22 protein-coding genes and 1 pseudogene are annotated in these 24,221 nt (G+C 66.1%); 12 read left to right on the plus strand and 11 right to left on the minus strand.

Annotated elements, in window-relative coordinates; all coding sequences use genetic code 11:
• Nucleotides 1–303: 303 nt before the first annotated feature.
• The 6 genes from ACWEQQ_RS42875 to rhaI are packed head-to-tail and all read right to left on the minus strand — an operon-like array spanning nt 304 to nt 7,816.
• A complete protein-coding gene (locus tag ACWEQQ_RS42875; protein WP_452352265.1) occupies nt 304–945 on the minus strand; it encodes a LutC/YkgG family protein in 642 nt (213 codons plus the stop codon).
• A complete protein-coding gene (locus tag ACWEQQ_RS42880; RefSeq protein ID WP_452352266.1) occupies nt 942–2,405 on the minus strand; it encodes a LutB/LldF family L-lactate oxidation iron-sulfur protein in 1,464 nt (487 codons plus the stop codon). Before ACWEQQ_RS42880 ends, ACWEQQ_RS42875 begins: the two co-directional genes overlap by 4 nt.
• Entirely contained in the window at nt 2,402–3,130 is a 729-nt protein-coding gene (locus ACWEQQ_RS42885) for a (Fe-S)-binding protein (protein ID WP_452352267.1), read from the minus strand. Before ACWEQQ_RS42885 ends, ACWEQQ_RS42880 begins: the two co-directional genes overlap by 4 nt.
• Nucleotides 3,127–4,605, minus strand: a complete 1,479-nt coding sequence (locus ACWEQQ_RS42890; protein WP_452352268.1) for a rhamnulokinase — start codon at nt 4,603–4,605, stop codon at nt 3,127–3,129. The genes ACWEQQ_RS42885 and ACWEQQ_RS42890 overlap by 4 nt, the downstream gene beginning before the upstream one ends.
• Entirely contained in the window at nt 4,602–6,647 is a 2,046-nt protein-coding gene (locus tag ACWEQQ_RS42895) for a bifunctional aldolase/short-chain dehydrogenase (RefSeq protein ID WP_452352269.1), read from the minus strand. The genes ACWEQQ_RS42890 and ACWEQQ_RS42895 overlap by 4 nt, the downstream gene beginning before the upstream one ends.
• A 2-nt stretch (nt 6,648–6,649) precedes the next feature.
• Nucleotides 6,650–7,816 (minus strand): L-rhamnose isomerase, encoded by a 1,167-nt coding sequence (gene rhaI, locus ACWEQQ_RS42900; protein ID WP_452352270.1) that lies wholly within the window; start codon nt 7,814–7,816, stop codon nt 6,650–6,652.
• 145 nt (nt 7,817–7,961) lie between these two features.
• Between rhaI and ACWEQQ_RS42905 the strand changes: the two genes are divergently transcribed.
• Nucleotides 7,962–8,960 (plus strand): LacI family DNA-binding transcriptional regulator, encoded by a 999-nt coding sequence (locus tag ACWEQQ_RS42905; protein ID WP_452352271.1) that lies wholly within the window; start codon nt 7,962–7,964, stop codon nt 8,958–8,960.
• Between the two features lie 64 nt (nt 8,961–9,024).
• Here the strand turns inward: ACWEQQ_RS42905 and ACWEQQ_RS42910 are convergent, their stop codons facing one another.
• Together ACWEQQ_RS42910 and ACWEQQ_RS42915 are read right to left on the minus strand one after the other, a co-directional pair.
• Nucleotides 9,025–9,234, minus strand: a complete 210-nt coding sequence (locus tag ACWEQQ_RS42910) for a hypothetical protein (RefSeq protein ID WP_452352272.1) — start codon at nt 9,232–9,234, stop codon at nt 9,025–9,027.
• A gap of 218 nt (nt 9,235–9,452) precedes the next feature.
• Nucleotides 9,453–9,599 (minus strand): hypothetical protein, encoded by a 147-nt coding sequence (locus ACWEQQ_RS42915; protein WP_452352273.1) that lies wholly within the window; start codon nt 9,597–9,599, stop codon nt 9,453–9,455.
• 287 nt (nt 9,600–9,886) lie between these two features.
• On the opposite strand from ACWEQQ_RS42915, the gene ACWEQQ_RS42920 reads away from it, so the two are divergent.
• The gene (locus ACWEQQ_RS42920) at nt 9,887–10,336 is read left to right on the plus strand and encodes a GNAT family N-acetyltransferase (protein WP_452352274.1); all 450 of its coding nucleotides are present in this window, start codon (nt 9,887–9,889) and stop codon (nt 10,334–10,336) included.
• A 75-nt stretch (nt 10,337–10,411) separates the two neighbouring features.
• Here ACWEQQ_RS42920 and ACWEQQ_RS42925 read toward each other — a convergent pair.
• Together ACWEQQ_RS42925 and ACWEQQ_RS42930 are read right to left on the minus strand one after the other, a co-directional pair.
• Nucleotides 10,412–10,687: pseudogene (locus tag ACWEQQ_RS42925) on the minus strand (IS30 family transposase); the annotation flags it as partial.
• Nucleotides 10,688–11,644: 957 nt separating this feature from the next.
• The gene (locus ACWEQQ_RS42930) at nt 11,645–12,085 is read right to left on the minus strand and encodes a GntR family transcriptional regulator (RefSeq protein WP_452352275.1); all 441 of its coding nucleotides are present in this window, start codon (nt 12,083–12,085) and stop codon (nt 11,645–11,647) included.
• A gap of 166 nt (nt 12,086–12,251) precedes the next feature.
• Between ACWEQQ_RS42930 and ACWEQQ_RS42935 the strand changes: the two genes are divergently transcribed.
• From ACWEQQ_RS42935 to ACWEQQ_RS42975, 9 genes are all read left to right on the plus strand, one after another.
• Nucleotides 12,252–13,439, plus strand: coding sequence for a CaiB/BaiF CoA transferase family protein (locus tag ACWEQQ_RS42935; RefSeq protein ID WP_452352276.1), 1,188 nt, complete (start codon nt 12,252–12,254; stop codon nt 13,437–13,439).
• Complete coding sequence (locus tag ACWEQQ_RS42940) at nt 13,436–14,293, plus strand: HpcH/HpaI aldolase/citrate lyase family protein (RefSeq protein ID WP_452352277.1); 858 nt, start codon at nt 13,436–13,438, stop codon at nt 14,291–14,293. The genes ACWEQQ_RS42935 and ACWEQQ_RS42940 overlap by 4 nt, the downstream gene beginning before the upstream one ends.
• Before the next feature lie 2 nt (nt 14,294–14,295).
• The gene (locus ACWEQQ_RS42945; RefSeq protein ID WP_452352278.1) at nt 14,296–15,105 is read left to right on the plus strand and encodes an ABC transporter ATP-binding protein; all 810 of its coding nucleotides are present in this window, start codon (nt 14,296–14,298) and stop codon (nt 15,103–15,105) included.
• Nucleotides 15,102–15,932 (plus strand): ABC transporter permease, encoded by an 831-nt coding sequence (locus ACWEQQ_RS42950; protein ID WP_452352279.1) that lies wholly within the window; start codon nt 15,102–15,104, stop codon nt 15,930–15,932. Before ACWEQQ_RS42945 ends, ACWEQQ_RS42950 begins: the two co-directional genes overlap by 4 nt.
• A gap of 10 nt (nt 15,933–15,942) precedes the next feature.
• Nucleotides 15,943–16,974 carry an ABC transporter substrate-binding protein gene (locus tag ACWEQQ_RS42955; protein WP_452352280.1) on the plus strand — a complete coding sequence of 344 codons (1,032 nt, stop codon included), beginning with the start codon at nt 15,943–15,945 and terminating at the stop codon, nt 16,972–16,974.
• Nucleotides 16,971–17,813: a cyclase family protein gene (locus ACWEQQ_RS42960; protein ID WP_452352281.1), complete on the plus strand. Its 843-nt coding sequence runs from the start codon at nt 16,971–16,973 to the stop codon at nt 17,811–17,813. Before ACWEQQ_RS42955 ends, ACWEQQ_RS42960 begins: the two co-directional genes overlap by 4 nt.
• Nucleotides 17,803–19,173 carry an MmgE/PrpD family protein gene (locus ACWEQQ_RS42965; protein ID WP_452352282.1) on the plus strand — a complete coding sequence of 457 codons (1,371 nt, stop codon included), beginning with the start codon at nt 17,803–17,805 and terminating at the stop codon, nt 19,171–19,173. The genes ACWEQQ_RS42960 and ACWEQQ_RS42965 overlap by 11 nt, the downstream gene beginning before the upstream one ends.
• Before the next feature lie 20 nt (nt 19,174–19,193).
• Nucleotides 19,194–19,892 (plus strand): hypothetical protein, encoded by a 699-nt coding sequence (locus ACWEQQ_RS42970; protein WP_452352283.1) that lies wholly within the window; start codon nt 19,194–19,196, stop codon nt 19,890–19,892.
• Nucleotides 19,893–20,168: 276 nt separating this feature from the next.
• On the plus strand, nt 20,169–21,788 hold the full coding sequence (locus ACWEQQ_RS42975; protein ID WP_452352284.1) for a PucR family transcriptional regulator: 1,620 nt from the start codon (nt 20,169–20,171) through the stop codon (nt 21,786–21,788).
• 77 nt (nt 21,789–21,865) lie between these two features.
• Here the strand turns inward: ACWEQQ_RS42975 and ACWEQQ_RS42980 are convergent, their stop codons facing one another.
• A complete protein-coding gene (locus ACWEQQ_RS42980; protein WP_452352285.1) occupies nt 21,866–22,234 on the minus strand; it encodes a RidA family protein in 369 nt (122 codons plus the stop codon).
• Between the two features lie 283 nt (nt 22,235–22,517).
• Here ACWEQQ_RS42980 and ACWEQQ_RS42985 point away from each other — a divergent pair, with 283 nt between their 5' ends.
• Nucleotides 22,518–23,699 carry an NAD(P)/FAD-dependent oxidoreductase gene (locus tag ACWEQQ_RS42985; protein ID WP_452352286.1) on the plus strand — a complete coding sequence of 394 codons (1,182 nt, stop codon included), beginning with the start codon at nt 22,518–22,520 and terminating at the stop codon, nt 23,697–23,699.
• Nucleotides 23,700–24,221 lie beyond the last annotated feature (522 nt).

The raw sequence follows: 24,221 nt of genomic DNA on the forward strand, positions 1-24,221 counted from the left end.
CCAATCCCTCAGAATTCCGACTACCTGAATACTGGTCCTCGCTAGTCCGGGACCCCGGTGTGGCGCCATAGAGCATTGATTCCATTCAGTGGTCCCTTCGATGCGGTGGCATGTGTTCGGCGCGGCGGCCGACCCATCCGCAGGGCAGACCGCAGGTTTCGAGGAATTCGACTGTGCGGCTGCCGTCTACGGATATGAGGCTGATCTCGTACACCTCGGCGAAGTTGCTGCATGCCGGGCACGTGCCGAAATAGGGCAGCAGCTCGCGAACGGAAGACGGATGGGCTGGAGGGCCGGGGTCGTTCATGGTGGCGTCAGCGTTTCTTCCGCAGCGGTAGCACGGGATTCGACCAGCACGACGACCAAGTTCCGGGGACCGTGCATACCTTGAACGCGCCGCAATTCGATGTCGCTGGTTGCAGATGGTCCGCTGATGAGCGTGATCGGTCTGGATGGGACGAGCAGGGCCAACAATTCGGGGACGGTGTGCGCGATGTCAGCAGTGCGAACCAGGCAGATGTGCCGATCGGGCACGAGGCTGAGCGCGCGGCGTCCTTGGCCGGCACTGCCGTCGAGGGCGATGGTTCCGGTGTCGGCGCAGGCTGCGGCGGAGGTAGTGATCACGGTTGAGGTGGTGTCGAGTGTGGCCGTGTCCATCGCGGGGTCGTCGATCCGTGCCCCCGAGGGAATCCACGTGATGGGGAATCCTGGCGGAACCGCGGTGATTCGGTCTGCTGTCAGGTCGCGAAGAAGTGCGGAGATGCCCACCTCGGTTGTGGTGTGGACCTCGGCGCCGTAATCGCGCAGACGTTCGGTGAACAGGGCGACCAGTGCTGCCGGATCGGTGGTGCCGTGTTGGCGGTAGCCACGGCTGACGCCACCGATCGGAGCTGAAGTCGTGATGGCCGCGCGGATGCGGCGGAGCATGTCGTCGCGGGTGTTCATCGGTGGTTCCACCAGGTGCGGAAGGTTTCTCGGGGCGGGATCGGGAGGTCGCGTGCGGAAGTCCACGCCGACAGCGGGGGCGGCAGCCTGTCCAGTGTGCCGCGCCGGTTGCGGAAGAGTCTGGCCGCGCGAAGCAGCCAGGTGGCGCGGGTGAAGCGCCGCTGCTTGCGCATTACCCAGGAGGTCGCGGCCATCGTTGTGGATTCCGGCGTTGGCAGGCGTTGTGCAGCAGTGGTTTCCGCTCGCAGGTGTACGAGAATGGAGGGTATGTCGATGCGCACGGGGCAGGCGTCGAAGCACGCGCCGCAGAGGGTGGACGCATAGGGCAGGGAGGGGTTCTCGGCCACGCCGGTGAGCTGTGGAGTGAGGACTGCTCCGATCGGCCCGGGATATACCGAGCCGTAGGCGTGCCCGCCTGTGCGTTCGTAGACCGGGCACACATTGAGGCAGGCCGCGCAGCGGATGCAGTGCAGCGCTTCGCGTCCCACCTCATCGCTGAGGGTGTCGATGCGTCCGTTGTCGAGCAGGACGAGGTGGAAGTCCTGAGGCCCGTCACCGGGGTGCACGCCGGTCCACAGAGAGGTGTAGGGGTTCATGCGTTCGCCGGTGGCCAATCGCGGGAGCAGTTGGAGGAAGACCTCCAGGTCGCGCCAGGTTGGCACGAGTTTCTCGATGCCCATGACCGTGATCAGGGTATCGGGCAGTGTGAGGCACATCCGGCCGTTGCCCTCGGACTCCACCACAGCGAGGGTGCCGGTCTCGGCGATGGCGAAATTCGCACCGGACACGGCGACCTTGGCGTTCAACATGGTTCGGCGCAGGTAGGCACGCGCGGCGGCCGCGAGTTCGGGAGGGTCGTCGGTCAGGTCCGGATCGACGCCTGGCATGGACTCGGTGAAGATGTCGCGAATCTCGCTGCGATTGCGGTGAATCGCGGGAACCACGATATGCGACGGTTTGTCGCCCGCGAGTTGGACGATGAGTTCGGCGAGATCGGTTTCGTGTGCGGTGATCCCGCGTTCGGCCAGAGCCTCGTTGAGGCCGATCTCTTGCGTCACCATCGATTTCACCTTCACCACCTCTGTCGTGCCGGTAGCGGCGATGAGATAGCCGATGATCGCATTGGCCTCGGCAGCGTTCGCCGCCCAGTGCACGGTGCCGCCGTGAGCAGTGACAGCTGCTTCGAGTCGCTCGAGGTGCTTGTCGAGGTGGGCGAGGGTGTGGCGCTTGATGCTCTGGCCGGCCATGCGTAGCGCCTCCCAGTCGGGCACCTCGGCGACCACGCGTTCGCGTTTGCCGCGAATGGTGGCGGTGGCGGCGCTGATATTGCTGCGTGTCTGGGTGTCGGTCACCGCGGCGCGGGCCGCCACGGGAAACGGGTTCACGCCGCGTAGCGGTGAATCACCGTGCGGTGCAGGTAGTCCGAGGAATACGCCGCCTCGATCGCGAGAGCCACTCATGCCGTGGCCGCCAGGATCTCGGCCAGGTGCACCGTGCGGGTGCCCGCGCGCAGCCGCGACAGGCCGCCGCCGATGTGCATCAGGCACGAGGAGTCGGCAGCGGTGCAGGTGTGCGCACCGGTGGACTGTACGTGGCGCATCTTGTCGGCCAGCATGGCGGTCGAGACGTCGGGGTTCTTCAAGGCGAAAGTACCTCCGAATCCGCAGCATTGGTCCGCGGCGGGCAGCTCGACGAGATCGATGCCCGACACGTTGCGCAGCAGACGCAGCGGCCGGTCGTCGACCCGCAGCATCCGCAGGGAGTGGCAGGTGGGGTGGTAGGTGACGCGGTGCGGGTAGTGCGCACCGACATCTTCGACGCCGAGCACGTCGGTGAGGAACTCCGATAGCTCCCAGGTGCTGTCGGCCACGGATGTGGCCGCCGTCGCGAGACCTTTGTCCCGGGCACGGTGGGCGACGGCCGCATGCTGGTGGCGCACCGAACCGACGCAGGATGCCGAGGGCGCCACGATCGCGTCGTAGCCGGCGAAGGCATCGACGTGATTGCGCACCAGGCCCAGCGCCGCGTCGGGGTAGCCGGTGTTGATGTGCATCTGGCCGCAGCAGGTTTGCGCGGGCGGGACGACGATCTCGTGGCCGAGCCGTTCCAGCAGTGTCACGGTGGCCTTGCCGACGTCGGGGAACATGGACTCGACCAGGCAGGTGACGAAGAGTGCGATCCTCATGCAGCGGCTCGTTTCTCGGCCAGCAGTGCCACTCGTCCGGCCGCGTCCTGCCACGCAGGGTCCGGCCTGGGTTCGTAGCGCAATGGTGCGTGTGTATGCGCGATCAGCCGGCGCGCGGCGGCCCAGTCGGGCAGCACGCGTGCCGAAATAGCCTGGGCAAGTATATTTCCCAACGCTGTCGCCTCCGCTGGGCCGGCGGTGACCGGACGGCCGCATGCGTCGGCGGTGAGCTGGCACAGCAGGGCGTTGCGGGCGCCGCCGCCGACCAGATGCACGATGTCGATGTTCGTGCGGCCGGTGCGGACGACATCAGCGATCGCCCGAGCATGTCCCAAGGCGAGGCTGTCGAACACGCAGCGTGCGAACTCCGCAGGTGTGCGCGGTGGCGGACCGTCGCAATGAGCGGCGATTCGGGCGGTCATGCCTCCCGGCGTCTGGTGGCCGGGAGCAAGATACCTCGGGTCGTCGACATCGATGACGGTACTCAATGCGGGCAACTCCGCGGCGCGCTCGCACAGCGTCGACCAGTCCAGGTCGGCCCATTCGCGCTGGCACTCCTGCAATAGCCACAAACCCATGACGTTGCGCAGATAGCGGAATCCGGCGATGCCTGTCTCGTTCGTGAAACCGGCCGCCCGGGCCGTGGACGACAGCAGGGGAGTGGGCTGCTCGACGCCCACCAATGACCAAGTGCCGCTGGATATATAGGCGAAGGACCTGGACTCGGCGGGGACGGCGGCGACGGCGCTGGCGGTGTCGTGGGACGCGACCCGGACCACCTGGACATCGTGTCCGCCGATCGCCTCACGCACCGGGCTGCGCAGCCTGCCCAGTACGGTGCCGGCGTTGCTGATCGGCGTGAAAATGCACTGCGGCAGCCCGAGCCGACGGATCAGGGGATAGTCCCAGTCCCGTTCGGCGATGCCGTACAGCCCGGTGGTGGAGGCGTTGGTGCGTTCGGTGCCCATCCGATCGGTGAGCCAGTAACCGAGCAGATCCGGGATCATCAGCAGGTGCCGGGCGGTGTCGAGCCGGTGCTCCGGCTCGGCGCGCAGTTGATGGATGGTGTTGAACGGCAGATCGGCGATGCCCGTGCGCTGGTAGAGGGTTTGGGTATCCACCGGTGTCGGCGTGCGCCACGATGTGCGCAGGTCACGGTAGTGATACGGCAGTCCCATCAGCCTGCCGTCCTTGTCGAGCAGCCCGTAATCGACGGCCCAGGAATCGATTCCGGCCGAGCGCACCGGCCCGGCGGCGGTCAGCCCGGCGCATGCCTGACGGTACAGGCCGGTGATGTCCCAGTGCAGCCCGTCGGGCAGGTGCACCGGCTCGTTGGCGAAGCGATGTACCTCTCGCACCGTCAGCCGCTCATCGGTCACCACACCGTGGACGATGCGTCCGCTCGACGCGCCGAGATCGATTGCGGCGAAGGTGTTCTCCACGGGGGCGCCGGAGTGCCCGAGGTCGCGGCTCACCGTAGGAACGCCGCGGCGACGCCGCTGTCGACGGGGATGTGCAGCCCGGTGGTGTGCGCGAGCTCGCCGCCGGTGAGCGCGAAGACGGCGCCGGCCACGTGCTCGGGCAATACTTCGCGCTTGAGGATGGTGCGCTGGGCGTAGAAGTTGCCCAGGTCCTTCTCCTCGACCCCGTACACGGCGGCGCGCTGGGCGCCCCAACCACCCGCGAAGATGCCCGAACCACATACCACGCCATCGGGATTCACGCCGTTGACGCGGATGCCGTGCTCGCCCAGCTCGGCAGCCAGCAGCCGGACCTGGTGGGCCTGATCGGCTTTCGCCGCGCTGTAGGCGATATTGTTCGGCCCGGCGAATACGGCGTTCTTGCTGGCGATGTAGACGATGTCGCCGCCCATGCTCTGGGCGACCATGGCACGCGCGGCCTCCCGCGATACCAGGAACGAGCCGCGGGCCATCACCGAATGCTGGATGTCCCAATCGGATTCGCTGGTTTCCAGCAGCGACTTGGAGATCGACAGGCCGGCGTTGTTCACGACCAGGTCCACCCCGCCGAACGCCAGCGCGGCGATGTCGAGGGCCGCACGCACCGCCTCGGCGTCGGTGACATCCATGGTGACCGGGACGGCCGCGTCGGCGGAGCCGATCTCGGCGGCCACGCGGGCTGCGGCGTCGGTGTCGCGGTCGGCGACGACCACACACGCGCCTTCGGCCGCCAGCCGCAGTGCGATGGCGCGTCCGATGCCAGAGCCGGCGCCGGTGACCAGTGCGATGCGGGTCGCCAGCGGCTTGGGTTTGGGCATGCGGGCCAGCTTCGCCTCCTCGAGGGGCCAGTATTCGATACGGAACTTCTCCGACTCCTCGATCGGGGCATACCGGGAGAGCGCCTCGGCCCCGCGCATGACATTGATGGCGTTGATGTAGAACTCACCCGCGACGCGTGCGGTCTGCTTGTCGCGCCCGAAGCTGAACATGCCGATACCAGGAACGAGCACGATTGCCGGGTCCGCGCCGCGCATGGCCGGGGAATCCGCGTTCGCATGGCGTGCGTAGTAGGCCGCGTAGTCCTCGCGGTATGCGGTGTGCAGCTCACGCAGCCGCGCGATCACCTCCTCCAAGGGAGCATCGGCCGCGGCGTCGAGCACCAGTGGGCGAACCTTCGTGCGCAGGAAGTGATCCGGGCAGGAGGTGCCGAGCGCGGCGAGTTCCGCGTGCTTGGTGCGCGACAGGAAGTCCAGCACCACATCGCTGTCGTCGAAATGGCCGATCTGAGGCCGGTCGGTCGACGCCAGGCCGCGGATCACCGGAGCCAATTCGGCGGCCCGGGTGCGGCGCCGTTCCGGCGTGAGCGACTCGAACCCCGCTAGCGTCGGACCGAACGCTTCGGCCTTTCCTCGGGTGTCGATGAAATCCTGTGCGGTGTGAATTATTTCGAGCGAGTTCGACTCGCATTCGGCAGAAGTGTCGCCCCAGGCGGTGATGCCGTGCCCGCCGAGGATGCAGCCGATGGCCTGCAGGTTGTCCCGCCGGATGGCGGCGATGTCGAGGCCGAGCTGGAAGCCCGGCCGCCGCCACGGCACCCACACCACACGGTCGCCGAAGCACTCCTTTGTCAACGCTTCGCCGTCTGCGGCGGTTGCCAGCGCGATCCCCGCGTCCGGATGCAGATGGTCGACATGGTTCGCCTCGACGAGCCCGTGCATGGCGGTGTCGATGCTGGGCGCGGCGCCGCCACGTCCGTGCAAGCAGTAGTCGAAGGCGGCGACCATCTCGTCCTCACGGTCGACGCCGGGATAGATGTCGACGAGCGCCTGCAACCGATCACGACGCAGCACCGCCAGCCCGCCCGCGGTGAGGGTGCCCAGGTCACCGCCGGATCCCTTCACCCACATCAGCTCGACCAGCTTGCCGGTCACCGGATCGGTGTCGAAGCCCTTCGCGGAGGTGTTGCCGCCGGCGAAATTGGTGTTACGAGGGTCCTCGCCCACGCGGTTGCTGCGCTCGAGCAGTTCGCGGACGGTGTCATCGGTGTTGTCGGTCATTCTCATGCTCCCCAGCCCGCGGCCTGGCCGCCGACTCGTTCGTCGATAACTTTCTGCATGTATCCCGAGCGCTGGAACGCGCCGATCGGGTCGGGATCGAGCCCCATGTCCTCGCGCAGGTCCCGCAGCATCGGGCGCACGTCGGTGTTGTAGGCGTCCATCAGAATTGCGTTGGCGCCCAAGATGTCTCCGTCGCGTTGAGCCTGTGCCAGCGCCTCACGGTCGACGAGCAGCGCCTTGGCGGCGGCCTCCTGCACATTCATCACCGACCGGATCACCGCCTGGATCTTCGGCTCGATGTTGTGGCACTGGTCGAGCATCAACAGCACCCCCGAATCCGGCATGACGGCATCGGCGGCGACGATCTCGTTCATGATCCGGAACAGCTGGAACGGATCGGCGGCCCCGACCATGAGGTCGTCATCGGCGTAGAAACGCGAATTCAGGTCGAACGCGCCAAGTTTGCCCTCAGCGAGCAGGAAGGCAACGATGAACTCGATATTGGTGTGCGGCGCGTGATGCCCGGTGTCCACCACGACCGACGCCTTGGGGCCCAGCTTCAGGCAGTGCGCGTAGGCGGTGCCCCAGTCCGGGACGTCGGTGGCATAGAACGCCGGTTCGAACAGCTTGTACTCCAACAGCATTCGCTGGTCCTCCGACAGCCGGCCGTAGATCTCGGACAGTGCTTCGGCGAGTCCCCGCTGCCGTCCGATCAGATCGTCCTGACCTGGGTAGTTCAGCCCATCGGCGAACCACAGCTTCAGATGGCCCGAACCCGTGGCGTCCATGATGTCCACGCAATCGAGCAAATGCCCGATGGCCTTGCGCCGGATCACCGGATCGGGGTGGCAGACACTGCCGAGCTTGTAGTCGTCGTCCTGGAAGGTATTGGAGTTGATCACTCCGATCGAAACACCCTGTTCGCGTGCATGTTCGGCGAGTTTGGCGTAGTCGTCGACCGCGTCCCACGGGATGTGCAGCGACACCTGGGGCGTCACCCCGGTGTAGCAGTGCACCTGTGCCGCGTCGGCGATCTTCTCGAACGAATCGCGCGCCACGCCGGGCTGGGTGAACACCTTGAACCGGGTGCCGGAGTTCCCGAACGCCCACGACGGCAGCTCGATGTGCAGTTCGCGCAGTACCACGCGGGGATCGGCAGAGCCTGGCATCGTCGTCAACTCCTGTATTGAAACGTTTCAGAGCCGGAATGAAAATAATATCCGCTTCTGGCGGCAGTCAAGGCCTTACCGTGCACATTCCTTGCAGGTCGTGGAAATCCACTACGCTTGACACGTTTCAAAGAGAGGAGCTGGAATGGCGGTGAGCATCAAGGATGTCGCCCGACGCGCGGGTGTCTCGCTGGGCACGGTCAGCAACGTGCTCAACCGTCCCGAACAGGTATCTCCTCGCACCCGGGAGCGGGTGCAGCAGGCCATCGCGGAGACCGGGTACGTGCGCAACGATTCGGCACGCCAGCTCCGTGAGGGACGCAGTCGCACCCTGGCCATGGTGGTGCTCGACATGGCCAACCCCTTCTTCGCCGACGTCGCACACGGCGCGGAAGAAGAAGCCACCGCTCACAACGCAATGCTGGTGTTGTGCAATAGCGCCGATGACCCGGTTCGTGAGCGCAGGCACCTCGAACTCATCGCCGAACAGCGGATGCGCGGCGTGCTGATCACGCCGGTGTCCGGTGACGGTGAACAGGTCCTGGAAACATTGGCGGCGCAGGGTATTCCGGCTGTTCTGGTGGACCGCGGGAGCGGCCGTCCGGATCGGTGTTCGGTGTCGGTCGACGATGTCCTCGGCGGACGGCTCGCCCTGGGTCACCTGCTGGATATCGGTCACAGGCGGATCGAATTCGTCGGTGATCCGGCGGGCACCACACAGGTCGCGGACCGCCATCGGGGCGCTGCCGAAGCCGTCGCGGAATCAGGGGCGCGCCTCGAGGTGATTCCCACGGCGGCACTGACTTTCGAAGCGGGTCGTGACGCCACCGAGGCTCTGCTGGACCGAGCCGACCGGCCGACGGCGCTGTTCTGCGCGAATGACCTGCTGGCGCTGGGCGCATTGCAGGCGCTCACCCTGCGCGGCAAGTCCGTGCCGGGGGATATGGCCGTGATCGGCTACGACGACATCGATTTCGCGGCAGCTGCGGCCGTGCCATTGTCCTCGATTCGGCAACCTCGCGCAGAGCTGGGACGCACTGCCGCGCGATTGCTGCTGGAGGAAGCGGACCACGCCGACGGCCATCGGCATCAGCATGTGGTGTTCATGCCCGAGCTCGTCACCCGGCAATCGACTCTCGGCTGAGGACGGCCAGGACTGGCTGGCCTGCCCCGCCCTTCTCGCGCCACGTCGGCGGGCTCGGACACGGTCAAGCCCGGGGCGTCGAAGTCTTTGAGCCACCATAGACCGTGCTTCGCACCGATCCGGCGTACTCCGATAGCGACCCAACAAGTCGAATCCCGTCCCGCCTTTTGTTCGGCGTAGCACGGCCGAAGTGCCGCACCAATGCCAAGGGCGCGGTGATATTGAGGTCGATCACCCGCTCGAATTTATCCAGGTCGCCGTCAAGGAACTCCATACTGTGAGTGTTGGTCCCAGCACTGCAGATGAGCAGTCCTACCTCGATATCGGTTGTGGCTCCGATGAGCTCGCCGACCTTTGCGCCAGGCTCGGGTGGCAGCTGACACGGAAGACGCTCCGGAGCCTTGACCTCGAAACCGATCTCGAAATCAACCGCACAGACGGCAGGGGCTCTACCGCGGGTGAACGGTCCTGATGGCATGCAGACTCGGCAGTTCACCGGCACGCGGGGCGGACTCCGCCATAGCGTTTGAGCAGTTCGCGCACCGTCGAGGGATGTCGGCGCATCTCGCGGGCGAGGACCTTGATGGCCTGTCCGGTTCGCCACCGCCGCCACACCTCCTCGACCTCGGCTTCGGACAACCGTATTCGCTTCTCCGGCAAAGGTCTTGTCGAGGCCATCGCGCATCAGATCCTCATTCACCAGGACAAACCCAGTGTTGCGCTAACCCATTGAGACCACACCGATGACGGGATGTCGGGAAGATGCGAGTTCGACAAATATTCCGGTGCGCAGGTGAAGGAGCATATGGGAGGTTTGCCGCATGTCTCATGATCATGTCGCTGCAGGTGGATGTGGTTCTCGGCCGAGTGTGCGCATAGTGCACTTGAACCGCCGAACATACGAGGCGCTCGCCGATGGAGACCTTGTGGCGGCAAATGCGGCCAGCCCGGTCCCGCTGACGGCTCATTTCGCAGGACCCGAGTGGCGACGGCTGTGGGTGATGAGGGGCGCGCAAGTCGAGGAAGAGCCGACCAGCGCAGGGTGGGTCACCGGTGTCATCTGGGACGAACAACAGCAACTTGCCGTGGGCAGGGCGGGCTTTCACGGGCTTCCCGACGCATCGGGGATGGTCGAGATCGGGTATGCCGTCGATCCAGCGTATCGACGACGCGGCTATGCACGCGCAGCGTTGGAGTGCTTGTTGCGGCGTGCTGCTCGCGAACCCCAGGTGAGAACGGTTCGAGTCAGCATCGGCCCGGACAACCTGGCTTCGTATCGGTTGGCATCGCAGTACGGCTTCGTTGAGGTCGGAGAGCAATGGGACAACGAGGACGGTCTGGAGATCGTCTACGAGGTCGCCGCAGATAAGTTGTAGGTCCCTGTAACACTCGTTCATGCCGCTGATCGCTCGCCCGAACTCGCCGGCCAGTGTCGGTAAACGATGGCGGGCTCAAACGGTCAGTGCGTCACCGCTGTTCAGGTGGTCAGCGTAGACCTCGGCAGGACTGCGGTAGCCGTGGATCTTGCGGGGGCGGTGGTTGAGTTCGTGGGCGATGGTGTCGAGGTCGCTTTGGCTCCAGCGGCGCAGGTCGGCATTCTTCGGCAGGTATTGGCGCAGTAGGCGATTGGTGTTCTCGTTGGTGCCGCGTTGCCACGGGCTTCGAGGTTTGCACAGGTAGATCGGTGTGCCTGTCGCCGCGGTGATGGCCTTGTGGCCGGCGATTTCCGGCGGCCATCTCCCGGGCAGACCGACCCCTTGCCAGGCCGCGAGATATCTTCTCTCACTCAGCCATCGTCAAGTAATGGATGCGTCGCCGTGATGGAGGCCTGCGGATCCCTCTTGTCTGCAAGAGGAACCGCCGGACGTGTTGCAGCGGCATCTCGAGGGATCGAGCTATCGCACTGAACGATTCGCCAGCCCGCCACCGGCGTCACAACTCGTCCTGGCGAGCAGCCGACATTCCGAAGTCCCGCACCCAAACCTCCACGCTGACATGATCATCCACGCGGTGATGCAGCGATCCCTTGAGCCCATGATCGTTTACCGACAACGTGGACGCTGGCCGTGTCAACGGCTTCGGTCGGAGCGGTATGCGGTATGAGCAGACGGCTGGCCTGCGACAAACCCTGGTTGCTGTAGTGGTCAACGGGGCGGCCCAACCGGTCGCAGTTGTCGCACTTGACGGGGCGACAGTCCGGATGACCGTGGCCGAGTACGAAGCCGCGTTCTACTCTCAACAATCGCCACGCCGACCGGCGCTGGTCTGAAACCGAAGCCGGTCCCTTACGCGTGACGGTTCACCTGAGCGGGCCGTGTTGGTTGCTGAGAAGGCTCGCCGGGCCAGCAGCGGGGCGAGTTGGGCGTGTGAGGGGCGCATCCTGGTCTCGCAACGATCGCCATATCGAACTCACGCCAGGATCGCGGTTCGTCGCTCGGTGCTCAGATTGCTGCCCGGTTCGCGCGCTGGTGTATTGAGACCAGGCCGGCTGAAGCTGCGAGCTGGACTTGTTGCACCATATGGTTTTCGGCGCCTGCAGCGTCCCCAGCTTCGAGTAAGGCCACTAGCCGGGCGTGGGATTCCACCGCCTGCTCGGCGACTTTCAGGTTCGACCAAACCGATTGCTCGATGGGGATGGGGTGGCTTTCCCAGATCCATTGCAGGTGGCGGGCGATGATGGAGCGTCAACCGGCGCGGGCGATCTGGGCGTGGAACTCGCGGCTGGCGGCGGACATGCGGCCGGCGTCGCCGAGCTGCAGGGCTGCTCGCAGTTCCCGGTGGATGTCGTGGAGGCGGGCCAGCTTGGCGGGGGAGATAGAGGTAGCCGCCAGGCGGGCAGCCAGGCCGTCGACGGTGGCGCGCAACAGGTAGAGCTCCTCCATGTCGTCGGCGGCGTGTATGGCTACCTTGGCGCCGAAATTCGGTTCGTAGACGACCAATCCGACCGATTCGAGATTGTGTAGGGCCTCTCGCACCGGGGTGATAGAGACGCCGAGCCGCTCGGCAACCTTGTCTTGCAGGATCGGCATGCCGGGAGGCATTGCGCCGCTGAGGATTTTCGACCGCAACACCTCCTGTACGTAGCCCGCGCGGCTGCCCGGGGGCCTGACCGTGGCGTACGTCATGTCGGGACCGGTGGACCCGGTGGCGGTTGACGCCGTTCGAGTCACGGCGTTCGCGCTGCGCCGTGCCATCGAATCGAACCTCCTGCTTTCATGCCGCTGTCCGTCCTGATCGTAGTGCTCGCAGCGGCCCCTTGACGTTTCATTTTATAACTTATAAGTTAGTGCCATGATGTGTCTTGAGTCACTGAAGGTGGTGGATGCGGCGACTCTGTTTGCCGGGCCACTGGCGGCAACGATGCTGGCGGACTTCGGCGCCGACGTTGTCAAGATCGAACACCCGCGTCGTGGCGATCCCAGCCGGGGTCACGGCGCGAGCAAGAATGGGGTGGGTCTGGTCTGGAAACAGTTGGGCCGCAACAAGCGCCCGATCGGTGTGGACCTGTCGGCGGCGGAGGGGCAGGCCATCGCGCGGGCCCTGCTAGCCGATGCCGATGTGCTGATCGAGAACTTCCGACCCGGCACCCTGGAGCGTTGGAACCTCGGACCGGAGGTGCTGCACGAGATCAATCCGAGGCTGGTGATCGCCCGTGTCACCGCCTTCGGGCAGTTCGGGCCCCGCTCGCACGAGCCCGGATTCGGCACCCTGGCCGAGGCCATGAGCGGGTTCGCCGCCATGACCGGAGAGCCGGACGGGCCGCCGACCCTGCCGCCGCTGGCGCTTGCCGACGGAATCGCCGGGTTGGCAACGGGTTTCGCGATCATGGTGGCGCTGGGTCAGCGGGAGCGTACCGGGCGGGGCCAGGTGGTCGACCTGGCCATCATCGAACCCATTCTCATGATGCTGGGCGCGCAGATCACCACCTACGATGCGCTCGGTACGGTGCCGCGTCGCACCGGGAACCGGTCGGACAACAATGCCCCCCGCAATATCTACCGCACCCGCGACGGCCGCTGGCTGGCGGTATCGACCAGCGCTCAATCCATCGCCGAACGCGTGATGACCCTGGTGGGCCGCCCGGATCTGGTAGAGCAGCCGTGGTTCGCCAGCGGGTACGGCCGCGTCCAGCACGTCGATGAGGTCGACGGCGCGGTGGCCGCCTGGATCGCCGACCGCGACGGCGCGGCGGTGATCGAGGCCTTCACCGAGGCCCAGGCCGCGATCTCCCCGGTCTACGACATCGCCGACATCTTCGGCGATCCGCAGTACAAGGCGTTGGAGACCATCGTGCGATTGCCTGATCCTGACCTCGGCACGGTGGCCATGCAGAATGTGCTGTTCCGGCTGTCGGAGACCCCGGGTGCGGTCCGCTGGGCCGGGCGGGCGCCGGGCGCGGACACCGACGCGGTGCTGGGCTCGCTCGGCTTCTCCAACGAGCAGATCCGCACCTGGCGCGAAGCCGGTGTGGTGGCATGAGATACCCGGGTACCTGGCTGTATGTCCCCGGCGACCGGCCGGACCGGATGGTCAAGGCCATGGTCTCCGGCGCGGCGGTGGTAGTGCTGGACCTGCAGGACGCGGTCGCCGAGTCGCGCAAGACCCAGGCCCGCGCGAGCGTGGCCGAATTCCTCGCGGCGGCCGATCGGGGGGCGCGGGAAACGCAAATTCACGTGCGGATCAACAATGTCCACACCGAGGCAGGGCGGCGTGATCTCGACGCCATCGCCGGATCGCCCGCACTCGACGGGATTCGGCTGCCGCTGGTCGAATCGCCCGCCGATATCGAAGCTGCCGCCCGCATCGCCCGCGCGGGGGGGTCGCAGTCCGGATTCCACTGCCTGATCGAAACCGCTATCGGCGTCGAGAACGCCTACCTCATCGCCTCGGCACCTGGCGTCGCCGCGATCTCGTTGGGGGAGGGAGACCTGCGGGCCGAGCTCGGCACCTTCGAGGAAGATGGGCTGGCCTGGGCGCGCAGCCGAATCGTCGTGGCTGCTGCGGCCGCGCAGCTGCCGGCACCGGGGATGGCTGTCTTCGGAAATGTGAAAGATGCTGCGGGACTGCGTGAGTCTTGTCTGCGCGGCCGCCGGTTGGGTATGCGTGGCCGCTCGGCCATCCATCCCGCCCAACTGCCCGTCATCGCCGAGGCATTCCAACCCGCGCCCGCCGAGATCGACCAGGCGCGGCGCATCGTCGCCGCGGCGGACGCCCGATCGGGCGGATTCGCCCTGGGCGACGGCACCTTCGTCGACCAGCCGGTCGTCGCGGCGGCGCGGCTGACCCTCGAATGGGCCGCACCGTATCCACCACTCCAGTGCACAAGGTCGTGACCATGAGTGACCACCCCGAGCCGGACCGGTCTCCGGCATTGATCGAATTCACCGATGTCGCCATGACATTCCGGGGCGCCGGACGCTCCTTCCGGGCCATCGACGGACTGTCGCTGTCCATCCCACGGGGACAGTTCTGCTGCGTCGTCGGCCCCAGCGGTTGCGGCAAGTCCACGCTGCTCAATATGGTTGCGGGCCTGCTCGAACCCAGCCGCGGCCAGGTCCTCTACGACGGAAAACCGGTGGCGGGAGCCAATACCCGCGTCGGCTACGTCACCCAGAAGGACAATCTGCTGCCCTGGCGCACCGTGCGCGCCAACGTGCGACTGCCCTTGGAGTTGCGTGGCGTCGGCAGGGCCGAAACCGACAGGCGCACAGACGAAGTGCTCGACCTGGTCGGACTGGCCGGCTTCGGGGACGCCTACCCGCGTCAGCTCTCGGGCGGCATGCGCAAACGCGTTACCCTCGCCCGCACCCTGGTGTACGAACCGGAGGTCATCCTCGCCGACGAACCGTTCGGCGCGCTCGACAGCCAATTGCGCACCGTGCTCCAGGACGAACTGCTCGGGCTGCGGGCCCGTACCGAGGCTACGGTGCTGTTCATCACCCACGATCTGGGCGAGGCGATCGCGCTCGGCGACCGGGTCCTGGTGATGAGCGCGCGACCCAGCCGTGTCCTGCTCGACGCGCCGGTCACGTTGCCGCGCCCGCGTGACGTCCGCACCGCGCGTTTCGACCCGGAATACGCGCGCCTGCACGAAACCCTGTGGGCGGCACTGAGTCCCGAGGTCGAAATGGGAGTACCGGCATGAGCACCCTGGCCGCCGCTCGAACCATCGTGCCCGCCCCGAGCACCGACGAATCCGACGCCCGCTACCGTCGCAAGCGACGAACCTACCGCCTGGTGGTGTACACCGCCCGGATCCTGATCGTCGTCGCGGTCCTAGGCACCTGGCAGGGCCTGTCGGGCCCCGTGATCGATCCGTTTTGGGTCTCCTCGCCCCAGGCCATCGGGGAACGGCTGCTTGAATGGACCCGCGACGGCACCCTCGCCGGCAATGCCCGAGCCACTTTGCTCGCCATGGCCATCGGCCTGCTACTGGGCTCCGCAGCCGGGATCGTCGCCGGATTCCTGCTGGGCCGCATCCGATTCCTCGGCGATGTACTAAACCCGTTCATCATCGCGCTCAACAGCCTGCCGAAACTGGCGCTCGCGCCGCTGTTCATCCTCTGGTTCGGCATCGGCCTGCAGGCCAAGGTCGTGATGACGGCCCTGGTGTGCTTCTTCCTGGTCTTCTACAACACCTTCGCCGGGGCCCGCGACGCGGATGCCGAACTGCTCGGCGTCGTCACCGTCCTGGGAGCCAACGGGCGGCAGCGGCTGACCAAAGTGATTCTGCCGCACACCATGTCATGGATCCTGACCGGACTGCGGCTGGCCGTGCCGTACTCGCTGCTCGGCGCGGTGGTCTCGGAGATCACCGCCTCCAACGAGGGCCTCGGGCATCTGCTCAAGACCTCCGCCAACACCTTCGACACCGCAGGCACCTTCGCCGCCATCGCTGTACTAGTGGTGGTTGCACTGCTGCTGAATATCGCGGTGAGCCGCGCCGAGAGCCTGAGCTCCCGGTGGAAATGAGAGATCAGCCATGTCAACCAGAACCCGAATCGCGGCCGTCATGGCCGCACTGGCACTGACCGGGTCCGCGGTCGCGGGCTGCGCCGGGCGCGGGCCCACCGTCACCGACTGCGCCGGGCAGACCGTGAAGATCGGACAGTCCACCGCGAACAACTTGCAATACGCGGCCCTGTACGTTGCGCAGGGCAAGGGCTACTTCGAAAGCCAGGGCCTGAAGGTCGAAACCGTCGAAATGGGTGGCGGATCCGAGGCCATCCAGGCACTGGCGGGCGGCAGCGTCGACGTCGCGCTGACCACCTTCGCGGCCATCCTCAGCGCCGCCGAGAAGGGCGCGCCGCTGGTGGCCTTTGCGTCGACCGCCGACCGGAACACCGCCGATATCGGTGTGAAGAATCGCTACGCTCCACCCGCAAACGCCGATCTCGACACCGCTGTGCGCGCGCTGCGCGGGCTGCGAGTGGCCGTCACCTCGGCCGGATCCGGGGCCGACCAGACGCTGCGGTACCTGCTGCGGCACGCAGGCATGAACCCGGACTCCGACGTGAAGGTCGTCGCAGCGGGCGGTGCGGCGGAGACGGTGGCGGCCTTCGCCAACGGCTCGGTCGACGCCTACATCATCGGTTCGCCGTCCTCGTTGGTGGCTGCCGAGCGCGGTGACGGCCGAGTCATGCTGCGCCTGGCCTCCGGTATCGCACCTGACCTGGACGGTCTGCTCTACGGCGTGGCCGCCACGTCCACGGCGACCATGGGCCGCAAGGAGGCGGTGATGCGGTGCTTCGCCCGCGCTCTGAACCAGGCGGACGCACTCATCCATAGCCAGCCCGATCTGGCGGCGGCGCTGCTGCGACCCCGGTTCCCGGAGATGACCGACCCGCAGTTCACCCTGAGCTGGGAGCCGATTGTGAAGGCCACCCCGCCCACGGCGTCAATCGACCCCGCCGAGGCCGACAAGGCGGCCCGATTCGTCGCCACCGTGTTGAACAAGACCAGTGTCGACGCCACCAAGGCCTACGACACCCGATTCTCGGAGGACCTGAAATGAACACCCCCACAACCGATTCCATCACCGCACTGCAGGCCCTGCTCGGCGGTCTGCGCACCATCGAGCTGGGACAGCCGCTCGAGAACGGCATGCCCTGCTCGCCCAGCCATCCAGGCTTCCGGATGGCGCTGCTGCGTCGGCACGGTGACCGCGTGAACGCCCAAGGCGGCTCGGGGGCCAACGAGCTCATCGTCACCGGCGGACATGTCGGCACGCACCTGGACGCGTTGTGCCACGCAGCCATCGACGGTCTGATGTTCGGCGGTGTGGATGCCCATGCGGCCAGTGTCGGCGGCGCGTTCACGGTGCACGGTGTGGACACCGTGCGACCGTTCCTGTGCCGGGGCGTGCTCGCCGATATCCCGAAACTGTTGGGAGTGTCCCGGCTCGAACCCGGCTTCGGCATCACCGCCGACCATTTGCGCGCGGCCTTCAGCGACACCGTGCCCGGAACGGATGAGGTCGCGCTCATTCGTACTGGCTGGCCGCAGCTCTACCACGATCCGGCTGCCTACGTCGGCCACGAGACCGGTGTTCCGGGCATTACCGCCGAGGCCGCGGAATATCTCGCGGATACCGGGGTTCGCGCGGTGTGCAGTGACACGATCGCCACCGACCAGATCCTGCCTGGCGTCGGGCACGCGGCGCTGCCAGCGCACGGGGTGCTGCTCGTGGAACGTGGTGTGCACATCATGGAGGTGCTGACCTTCGAGGAACTGGCCGCAACCGGCGCGCGCGAAGTGCTGTATGTGGCTGTGCCGCTGCGGATCACCGGTGCTACCGGATCGCCCATCCGGCCGCTGGCGCTGATCCCCGGGGAGGCCGCCGGTGTCCACTGAGCTGTCCTGGGCGGTCGCCGACTGGGCGCACGCCGCCTACGCGAAATCCGAGGTGTCGGATGCGGCCTTGACCGCCGCCAGTGTGCATCTGGTCGACACGGTCGCCGTCGCCGTGGCCGGAGTGGGGGAAGCGCCGGTCGAATCCATGCGGCACGCGACCCGAAATCGCTGCGACGCCGGTCGTTTCGCCATGGTGCTGGGTACTGCCGCGCACGCACTGGACTACGACAATGCCCAGACGCCGTCGCTGGTCCATCCGTCTTGCGTGATCGTGCCGACGGCTATCGCTGTTGCGCGCGAACTGCCGCGTCCGGGCGCGCGAGAGCTGCTGCGCGCCATCGCGGTAGGGGAGGAGGTGAGTCTCTGGCTGGGTGAAACTGCTGTGGCGAACGGAAATTCGGTGCTGTTCGAGCGAGGCTTCCATCCGACGGCGGTGTGCACCCCGATCGGGGCGGCGGTAACAGCCGGTCTGCTGCGCGGGCTACCGCCCGAACAGCTCGCCCACGCCATCGGTGCGGCGGCCTCCCTGTCCGGCGGGATTCTCGAGGGCAACCGCACAGGCGGCCAGACCAAACCCATGCACGCCGGATTCGCTGCGGCCGCAGGCATTCTCGCGACCGATCTGGCCGCCGCGGGCGCGACCGCCCCGCCGACCGCACTCGAGGGCCGCTTCGGGTTCCTACACGCGTTCCTCGGCGGCGAAGCCACCGTGGGAGGGCCGCCGGACTCGTCCGGGGCGTGGCGCGTGCAGTCGGTGACCACGAAACCGTATCCCACCAACGGCTTCACCCACTCGTCGATCGACGCCGCACTGCAGTTGCGGCAGCAGGGATTTCGCCTCGAACACGGGGCCACCCTGCGCATCGGGGTGGCCGGGCCGGTGCTGCGGACCATCGCCTTCCCTGAAACCGCCAAATACGCTCCGCCCACGGCATACGCCGCCCGGTTCTCCGGCCCGGTGGTGGTCGCGATCGCCCTGCTCGGCGGCTGCGGCCTTGGGGTCGGACTAGCCGACTTCGACGGCGAGGATCCGCCCGGCGACGCCGTTCTCGCCGCCGCCGCGCGGGTCCGCTTCGAAGCCGACCCGTACGCCACGGCGGCCTTCCCGGACCGGGTCATGAGCAGAGCCGTCGGCACCGACAGCGACGGCCGGCAGTATCGGGCCGATGTCGATACCGGCCGTGGTGGTCCTGGTAACCCGCTCTCACCGTGGGAGCTGCGCGCGAAATTCGACGACTGCGTCACACCCCGGTTCCGGGCGGTGACCACGACATTCTGGAATGCCCTGCAAGACACCATCACCGGCGACGACACGGCCTGTGTCGCCGTCCTGTCCACCCTCGCCGAGCAGCTCGGCTGACGATAGAAAAGGAATACCTGATGAGGAAAATGGCCACGGCATCAACGTTGCTCGTTGCGGCCACGACCCTGGGGGTCGGCTCGGTGACCGCCGCACCCCCCGATATCGACGCGATCAGCTATACCGCCACCACGACCGAGCACTCGACCGTGATCACCACCGGCGCGGGATCGATGGTCGCCGAAGACGGACGCTTCAAGATCAAGGCGGCCGACGGTACCGTCCTGGCTGGAACCGAATTGTCCTTCCGCGTAGACGATTTCGTCTTTCCGATCGCCGCCGACATCGCCGGCCGTACCGCCACACTTACTCCGCAGTTCGACCTGCGGTACGCCCGCTATGCTCCCGTCGCCCTGCCCTTCGAGGACCAGGCACCCTGGAAGACCTCCTACGACCGGGAGCAAGCCGCCTGGAACCGCCTGCGCGACACCATCAGCATGGGCGCGACCGTCGGTACCTTGGTCGGCGGCCTGGGTGGTGCGGCAGTCGGTTGCCTTGTCGGCGGAATCGCCGGGGCCACAGTCGCATCGGCCGCCATCGTGGGCTTGTTCGGCGGCTTCCTCCCCGCCGCCGCGATCGGCTGCCTCGGCGGCATCGTGGCCGTCGGCGCTCTCGGCACGATCGCGGGCCAGCTCCTGGTCACAGCGCCGGTCGCGATCCTGGCCGCGGCCCAGTACTTCACCACCATCAACCAACCGCCGCCCACCCCGGCGAAATGATCGTGTGCCGGCTCACTCTCGATCGCGAGAACCGTTCTGGTGATCGCGTGCCGAAGGCGCAGGGTGAGCCGCCTGGACCACGACGCTGTGCTAGCCGGGCTTTAGCGGAGTACGGTACAGCGGATCCTCGTTGCAGGTCGATCGACCGTCCTGAGTAGTGCAACGGCAGTCGAGTTCGAGGTACGTTCGGCGCGCCGTACCAGGTCGTTTGCGGCGAACAAGCCGGGAACAGCACCGGGAGTCGCGCCGCATCGTATGAGGAGGAGTGCCGAGTAAGTGGTTGCATCTGCCGGCATCAGCATCGGACGCCTGCTCGACGCGCTCGGTGACGTGATAAATCAGGTTCCGATGGGTGGGCTGACGCGCACCGCTGAAGTGAGCAGATTGGTGATCCACGACCCAGACGGGCGAGATGATCCGGCGGGTGACGCATTGGTGCTCATCATCGGTCAGAGGTCTACCGCTGAGATCGCCGAACTGATAGGAACACTCGGTAGTCGCGGCGTACGAATAATTGCCATCCGGTCCGTGGTTCCACTCGACCCGAAAATCACGGCGGTCGCCGAGTCTGCCGGGGTGACGTTGCTGGTGTTGGCGGCGTCGGTGTCGTGGACACAGTTGATCGTCCTACTGCAAACGTTACTTGCGGCGGTCCCTGCGGAGGGAGCGATGTGCGTCGCGGGATTCGAGGCGGCCAATGACTTGTTCTCGTTCGCCGATTCTGTCTCAGCCCTGGTGGATGCTCCGATCACCATAGAGGACGCCGAATTTCAGGTGCTCGCCTTCTCTCGCCGGCAAGCAGCGACTGATCAGGCGAGAATTGCGACGGTGCTCGATCGAAAGGTGCCGAGCGGATACGTCGCCATGCTCGAGCGGAGCGGAGTCGTGCAACATCTTCGCACCAGTGCAGAGCCCGTGTGGGTTCCTGCCGGTGCGGTAGAGTCGGAACTTGCGCGAATCGCGATTGCCATTCGATCCGGGGATCGGTACCTGGGTTCGATGTGGGCCGCCGTTTCTGCACCGCTGACCCCGGAACGAGAGTGCGCACTTCGGGAGGCGGCGAACATGCTGGGTCTTCATCTCGTTCAACGGCAGTCGTTGGAGGAGGTCGAACGACGCATCCATGCTGAACGGGTGGAGGCATTGCTCTGCGGCGAATACCCGGAGGAGGCTGCGAAGCAACTGGACCTTGCTTCCGGCTCGGCTGTGGTCCTTGCGGTGGGATTTGTGACGGACTCCCGCGAGCCGGACGGTGACGCTAGGCTTATTGCGTTGTCGGAAGCACTCGCGGTCCACCTTCGAGCAGTACAGCCGAAAAGTGCTGTAGCCCATATAGATGGGGCCGTCTACGCAATTCTCGCAACGCGGAAGCGGGAGGCTGACGCAGTGGCGTATGCACGAGCTGTGGCAGGTGACTTTCTGAAGCGAATCGGCCACCGCTTCCGCGTTGTTGCGGGAATCGGCAGGGCAGCCGCCAGGCCCGAGGATCTGAGTAGGGGGCGGCGGGACGCCGAACGTGCGCTCGGTGTACTGAAGAGGGCGCGTGGCGACCAGCGCGTGGCCACATTCGAAGATGTGTACGTCGACCATGCCCTGCGGACTATTTCCGAGACCGCTCGAGGCGAAGGACTTGATCCGCTCGGCGCGATTCGGATGCCCTCGAAGCTCGATCAGCAGTACATGGACACCCTGTTCGAGTGGCTCGAGGCGTTCGGTGACATCTCGAAAGCGTCTGCTGCACTGCACGTCCACCAGAACACGTTCCGTTACCGCCTTCGGAGAGTGCGTGAAGTGATGCAACTCGACCTCGACGACCCGGACGTTCGCTTCCGCCTACTCGTGCAACTGCGCATCGCGAAGTGCATGGACTGCACCGGAGCGGCCGACAGCGAGTAGGTCGAGATCGGCCCCGATGGTGCTCGACGGGACCGGTCTCGAAGTTCAGCCCACGTGGATGGGCGGCACGTTCCGAATCACGCAGTCGATGCGATGGCGGAAATCTCGAGTCGCACCCCGGGGATGGTGAATCCAGTGACGGTGGTGCATCGTGCAGGTCGCGGGTCCGCCCAAGTCCTGACGAATACGTCGTTCCAGCGCGCGGCGAGACCAGCGTCCGAAAGGAACGCGTCTATCCGCATGACCTGGGACAGTTCGGCGCCGACCGATTCGAGAGCCTCCTTCAGGTTCTCGATCACTTCTGCCGCTTCCTGTTCGAACGTGATATCGGCTCCCCGGCCATCGAGGACGGAGTGGGAGACGACGCCAGAGGTCGTGATGAGAGCGCCAGCCTTCACAGCACCGCTGAACGCGGGGATCTGGCCGGGGGCATGTTCGATAGTCATGGGTCCTTTCGGGGGCTTCGGAGGTTCTGGCGTCGCCGGCAGCGGAATCCGCCACCCGCCTGGTGCAGGGTGTCCGGCATGCTCGCAGAGTTGATCCTGCGTGTTCTCTGACACGAGCGCTCGTCGGATTCCTCAAATTGCCGATCGGCAACTCTGTTGGGATGAACAAGCTTTCGAACGTCGAGCCGGGCACTCTGATCTGAATGAACAGGATCACCGCTCCCCAACAACATTCGCCGCACTGCTCGGCGGCTGGCAGGCACGACGCACAGGTGGAGGGCCGATGAGCGACCAGCAATCGAGCGACTTCGACGTCGTCGTCATCGGTGGCGGCATCGCTGGTGTGTCGATCGGATACGAGTTGGCCGTCGACCAGTCGGTGTGCCTACTCGAACAAGAGTCCACGTTGGCGTACCACACCACAGGCCGATCCGCGGCGGTGTATCTTGAGACCTTCGGCAACATGGAGGTTCGAGCGCTCACCACCTGCAGTCGTGCCTTTTTGACGAATCCACCGGAATGCTTCGAGGCCGAGCTCCTTACGCCCATCCCATACCTCGTCTTCGCGCGACCCGGCCGCGGTGGAAGTTTGAGGGAGTTCTTCGAAGAGGTTCGTGGCCTTGCGCCGGCGGTTCGCATGCTGTCGCAGCAAGAGGTGCTCGACATGTTTCCCTTTCTCAAGCCGGAGGCAGTGGAGGCGGCGCTCGTCGACCCGGGGGCGATGGAGGTCGATGTCCACGCGCTGCACCAGGGCTACGTTCGAGGTATGCGTGAACGCGGGGCGCAGATTCGTACACGTCAGCGTGTCACGGAGATCGTCCGGGTGGGGGACAGGTGGCGTATCGGTACCGAAGACGGAGAAACTGTCTCCGCGTCGGTGGTTGTCAATGCAGCGGGTGCTTGGGCCGACGAGGTCGCCGGCCGTGCTGGTGCCGGGGTGTTGGGTATCGAGCCGCTGATTCGCACCATCTTCGGTGTCGGCTCTCCAACGGGGACCCTTCCGAAGGGGACGCCGATGGTCCACGATCTCGACGACACCTTCTATCTGAAGCCCGAGGGCGATCAGTTCCTCTGTTCTCCGGCGGATGAGACGCCGAGCTTTCCGCACGATGTGTCGACCGACGATCTCAAGATTGCGCGCGCGTTAGACGACATCAACGAGGCAACGGACCTCCGGGCGCGGCACGTGCGATCGTCGTGGGCGGGGCTGCGGAGCTTTGCGCGTGACCGTATCCCGGTGGTGGGGTTCGACTCGCAGCGTGACGGCTTCTTCTGGTTCGCGGGGCAGGGCGGGTACGGCATCCAGATGTGTGATGCGCTCGCGCGCGTCGGCGCCGCCGCGATCAGGGGTGACGACCTCCCCGCCGATGTTGCAGCCACGGGCCTGCAGTTCTCCGACCTCGCCGCCGATCGGCCTGCGCTGGATGCTGCGCCCGAGGCAGGCGCGGATTTGATCCGCAGCTGATCCACGCGCACCACGTGGCTGGGGGCTTCCGGCCACGTGGTGCAGCTGGTGTCATCTCTCGGAGACTTCTCCTCCTCGCAGTCAGCCTGATCTTCTGTGTTCGTTCCTGGCGTGTCCGAGGCAGATTCAGCATTCGTTCGCGGATCCGCGGCGTGACCGCGGCAGTTGGTGTTCTCATCGTCCTGCTACTGGTCAAGAGTCAGGGCAACTGGAACACGATCCCGATCGCAGTGTGGTACCTCGGCGCACTCGCCGCGGCCGGGGGGAGTCAGCGGCCTCGTCGGCTTGTGGTCGCAGCGGCCGACGTGTGTCCCGAAGCGTCGTTTGGAATCCGGTCGCCAGCTGTGTGCCCACAGCCGGCCCGCCGACATCGCCGCACCGGCCTCCTGATTCGCGGAACCGAATTCGATTTGTACAGAGGCGATTCGATATCGTGTTCGGTGTCGATCGGCGAACGCCGAGGTCATTGTGTGTCCGGTGCTGACCTCGCTGTGATACTCGATCGCTTTGTTCGCGACGAAG

The sequence above is a fragment of the Nocardia sp. NPDC004123 genome, from assembly GCF_053603795.1.

Coding starts and splice junctions, on each gene's coding strand:
- ACWEQQ_RS42955 (WP_452352280.1), top strand. CDS start 15,943: ATGTCAACCAGAACCCGAATCGCGGCCGTCATGGCCGCACTGGCACTG.
- ACWEQQ_RS42885 (WP_452352267.1), bottom strand. CDS start 3,130: ATGAGGATCGCACTCTTCGTCACCTGCCTGGTCGAGTCCATGTTCCCC.
- ACWEQQ_RS42980 (WP_452352285.1), bottom strand. CDS start 22,234: ATGACTATCGAACATGCCCCCGGCCAGATCCCCGCGTTCAGCGGTGCT.
- ACWEQQ_RS42970 (WP_452352283.1), top strand. CDS start 19,194: ATGAGGAAAATGGCCACGGCATCAACGTTGCTCGTTGCGGCCACGACC.
- ACWEQQ_RS42880 (WP_452352266.1), bottom strand. CDS start 2,405: ATGAGTGGCTCTCGCGATCGAGGCGGCGTATTCCTCGGACTACCTGCA.
- ACWEQQ_RS42940 (WP_452352277.1), top strand. CDS start 13,436: ATGAGATACCCGGGTACCTGGCTGTATGTCCCCGGCGACCGGCCGGAC.
- ACWEQQ_RS42935 (WP_452352276.1), top strand. CDS start 12,252: ATGATGTGTCTTGAGTCACTGAAGGTGGTGGATGCGGCGACTCTGTTT.
- ACWEQQ_RS42875 (WP_452352265.1), bottom strand. CDS start 945: ATGAACACCCGCGACGACATGCTCCGCCGCATCCGCGCGGCCATCACG.
- ACWEQQ_RS42910 (WP_452352272.1), bottom strand. CDS start 9,234: ATGGAGTTCCTTGACGGCGACCTGGATAAATTCGAGCGGGTGATCGAC.
- ACWEQQ_RS42895 (WP_452352269.1), bottom strand. CDS start 6,647: ATGACCGACAACACCGATGACACCGTCCGCGAACTGCTCGAGCGCAGC.
- ACWEQQ_RS42945 (WP_452352278.1), top strand. CDS start 14,296: ATGAGTGACCACCCCGAGCCGGACCGGTCTCCGGCATTGATCGAATTC.
- ACWEQQ_RS42960 (WP_452352281.1), top strand. CDS start 16,971: ATGAACACCCCCACAACCGATTCCATCACCGCACTGCAGGCCCTGCTC.
- ACWEQQ_RS42930 (WP_452352275.1), bottom strand. CDS start 12,085: ATGACGTACGCCACGGTCAGGCCCCCGGGCAGCCGCGCGGGCTACGTA.
- ACWEQQ_RS42950 (WP_452352279.1), top strand. CDS start 15,102: ATGAGCACCCTGGCCGCCGCTCGAACCATCGTGCCCGCCCCGAGCACC.
- ACWEQQ_RS42905 (WP_452352271.1), top strand. CDS start 7,962: ATGGCGGTGAGCATCAAGGATGTCGCCCGACGCGCGGGTGTCTCGCTG.
- ACWEQQ_RS42985 (WP_452352286.1), top strand. CDS start 22,518: ATGAGCGACCAGCAATCGAGCGACTTCGACGTCGTCGTCATCGGTGGC.
- rhaI (WP_452352270.1), bottom strand. CDS start 7,816: ATGCCAGGCTCTGCCGATCCCCGCGTGGTACTGCGCGAACTGCACATC.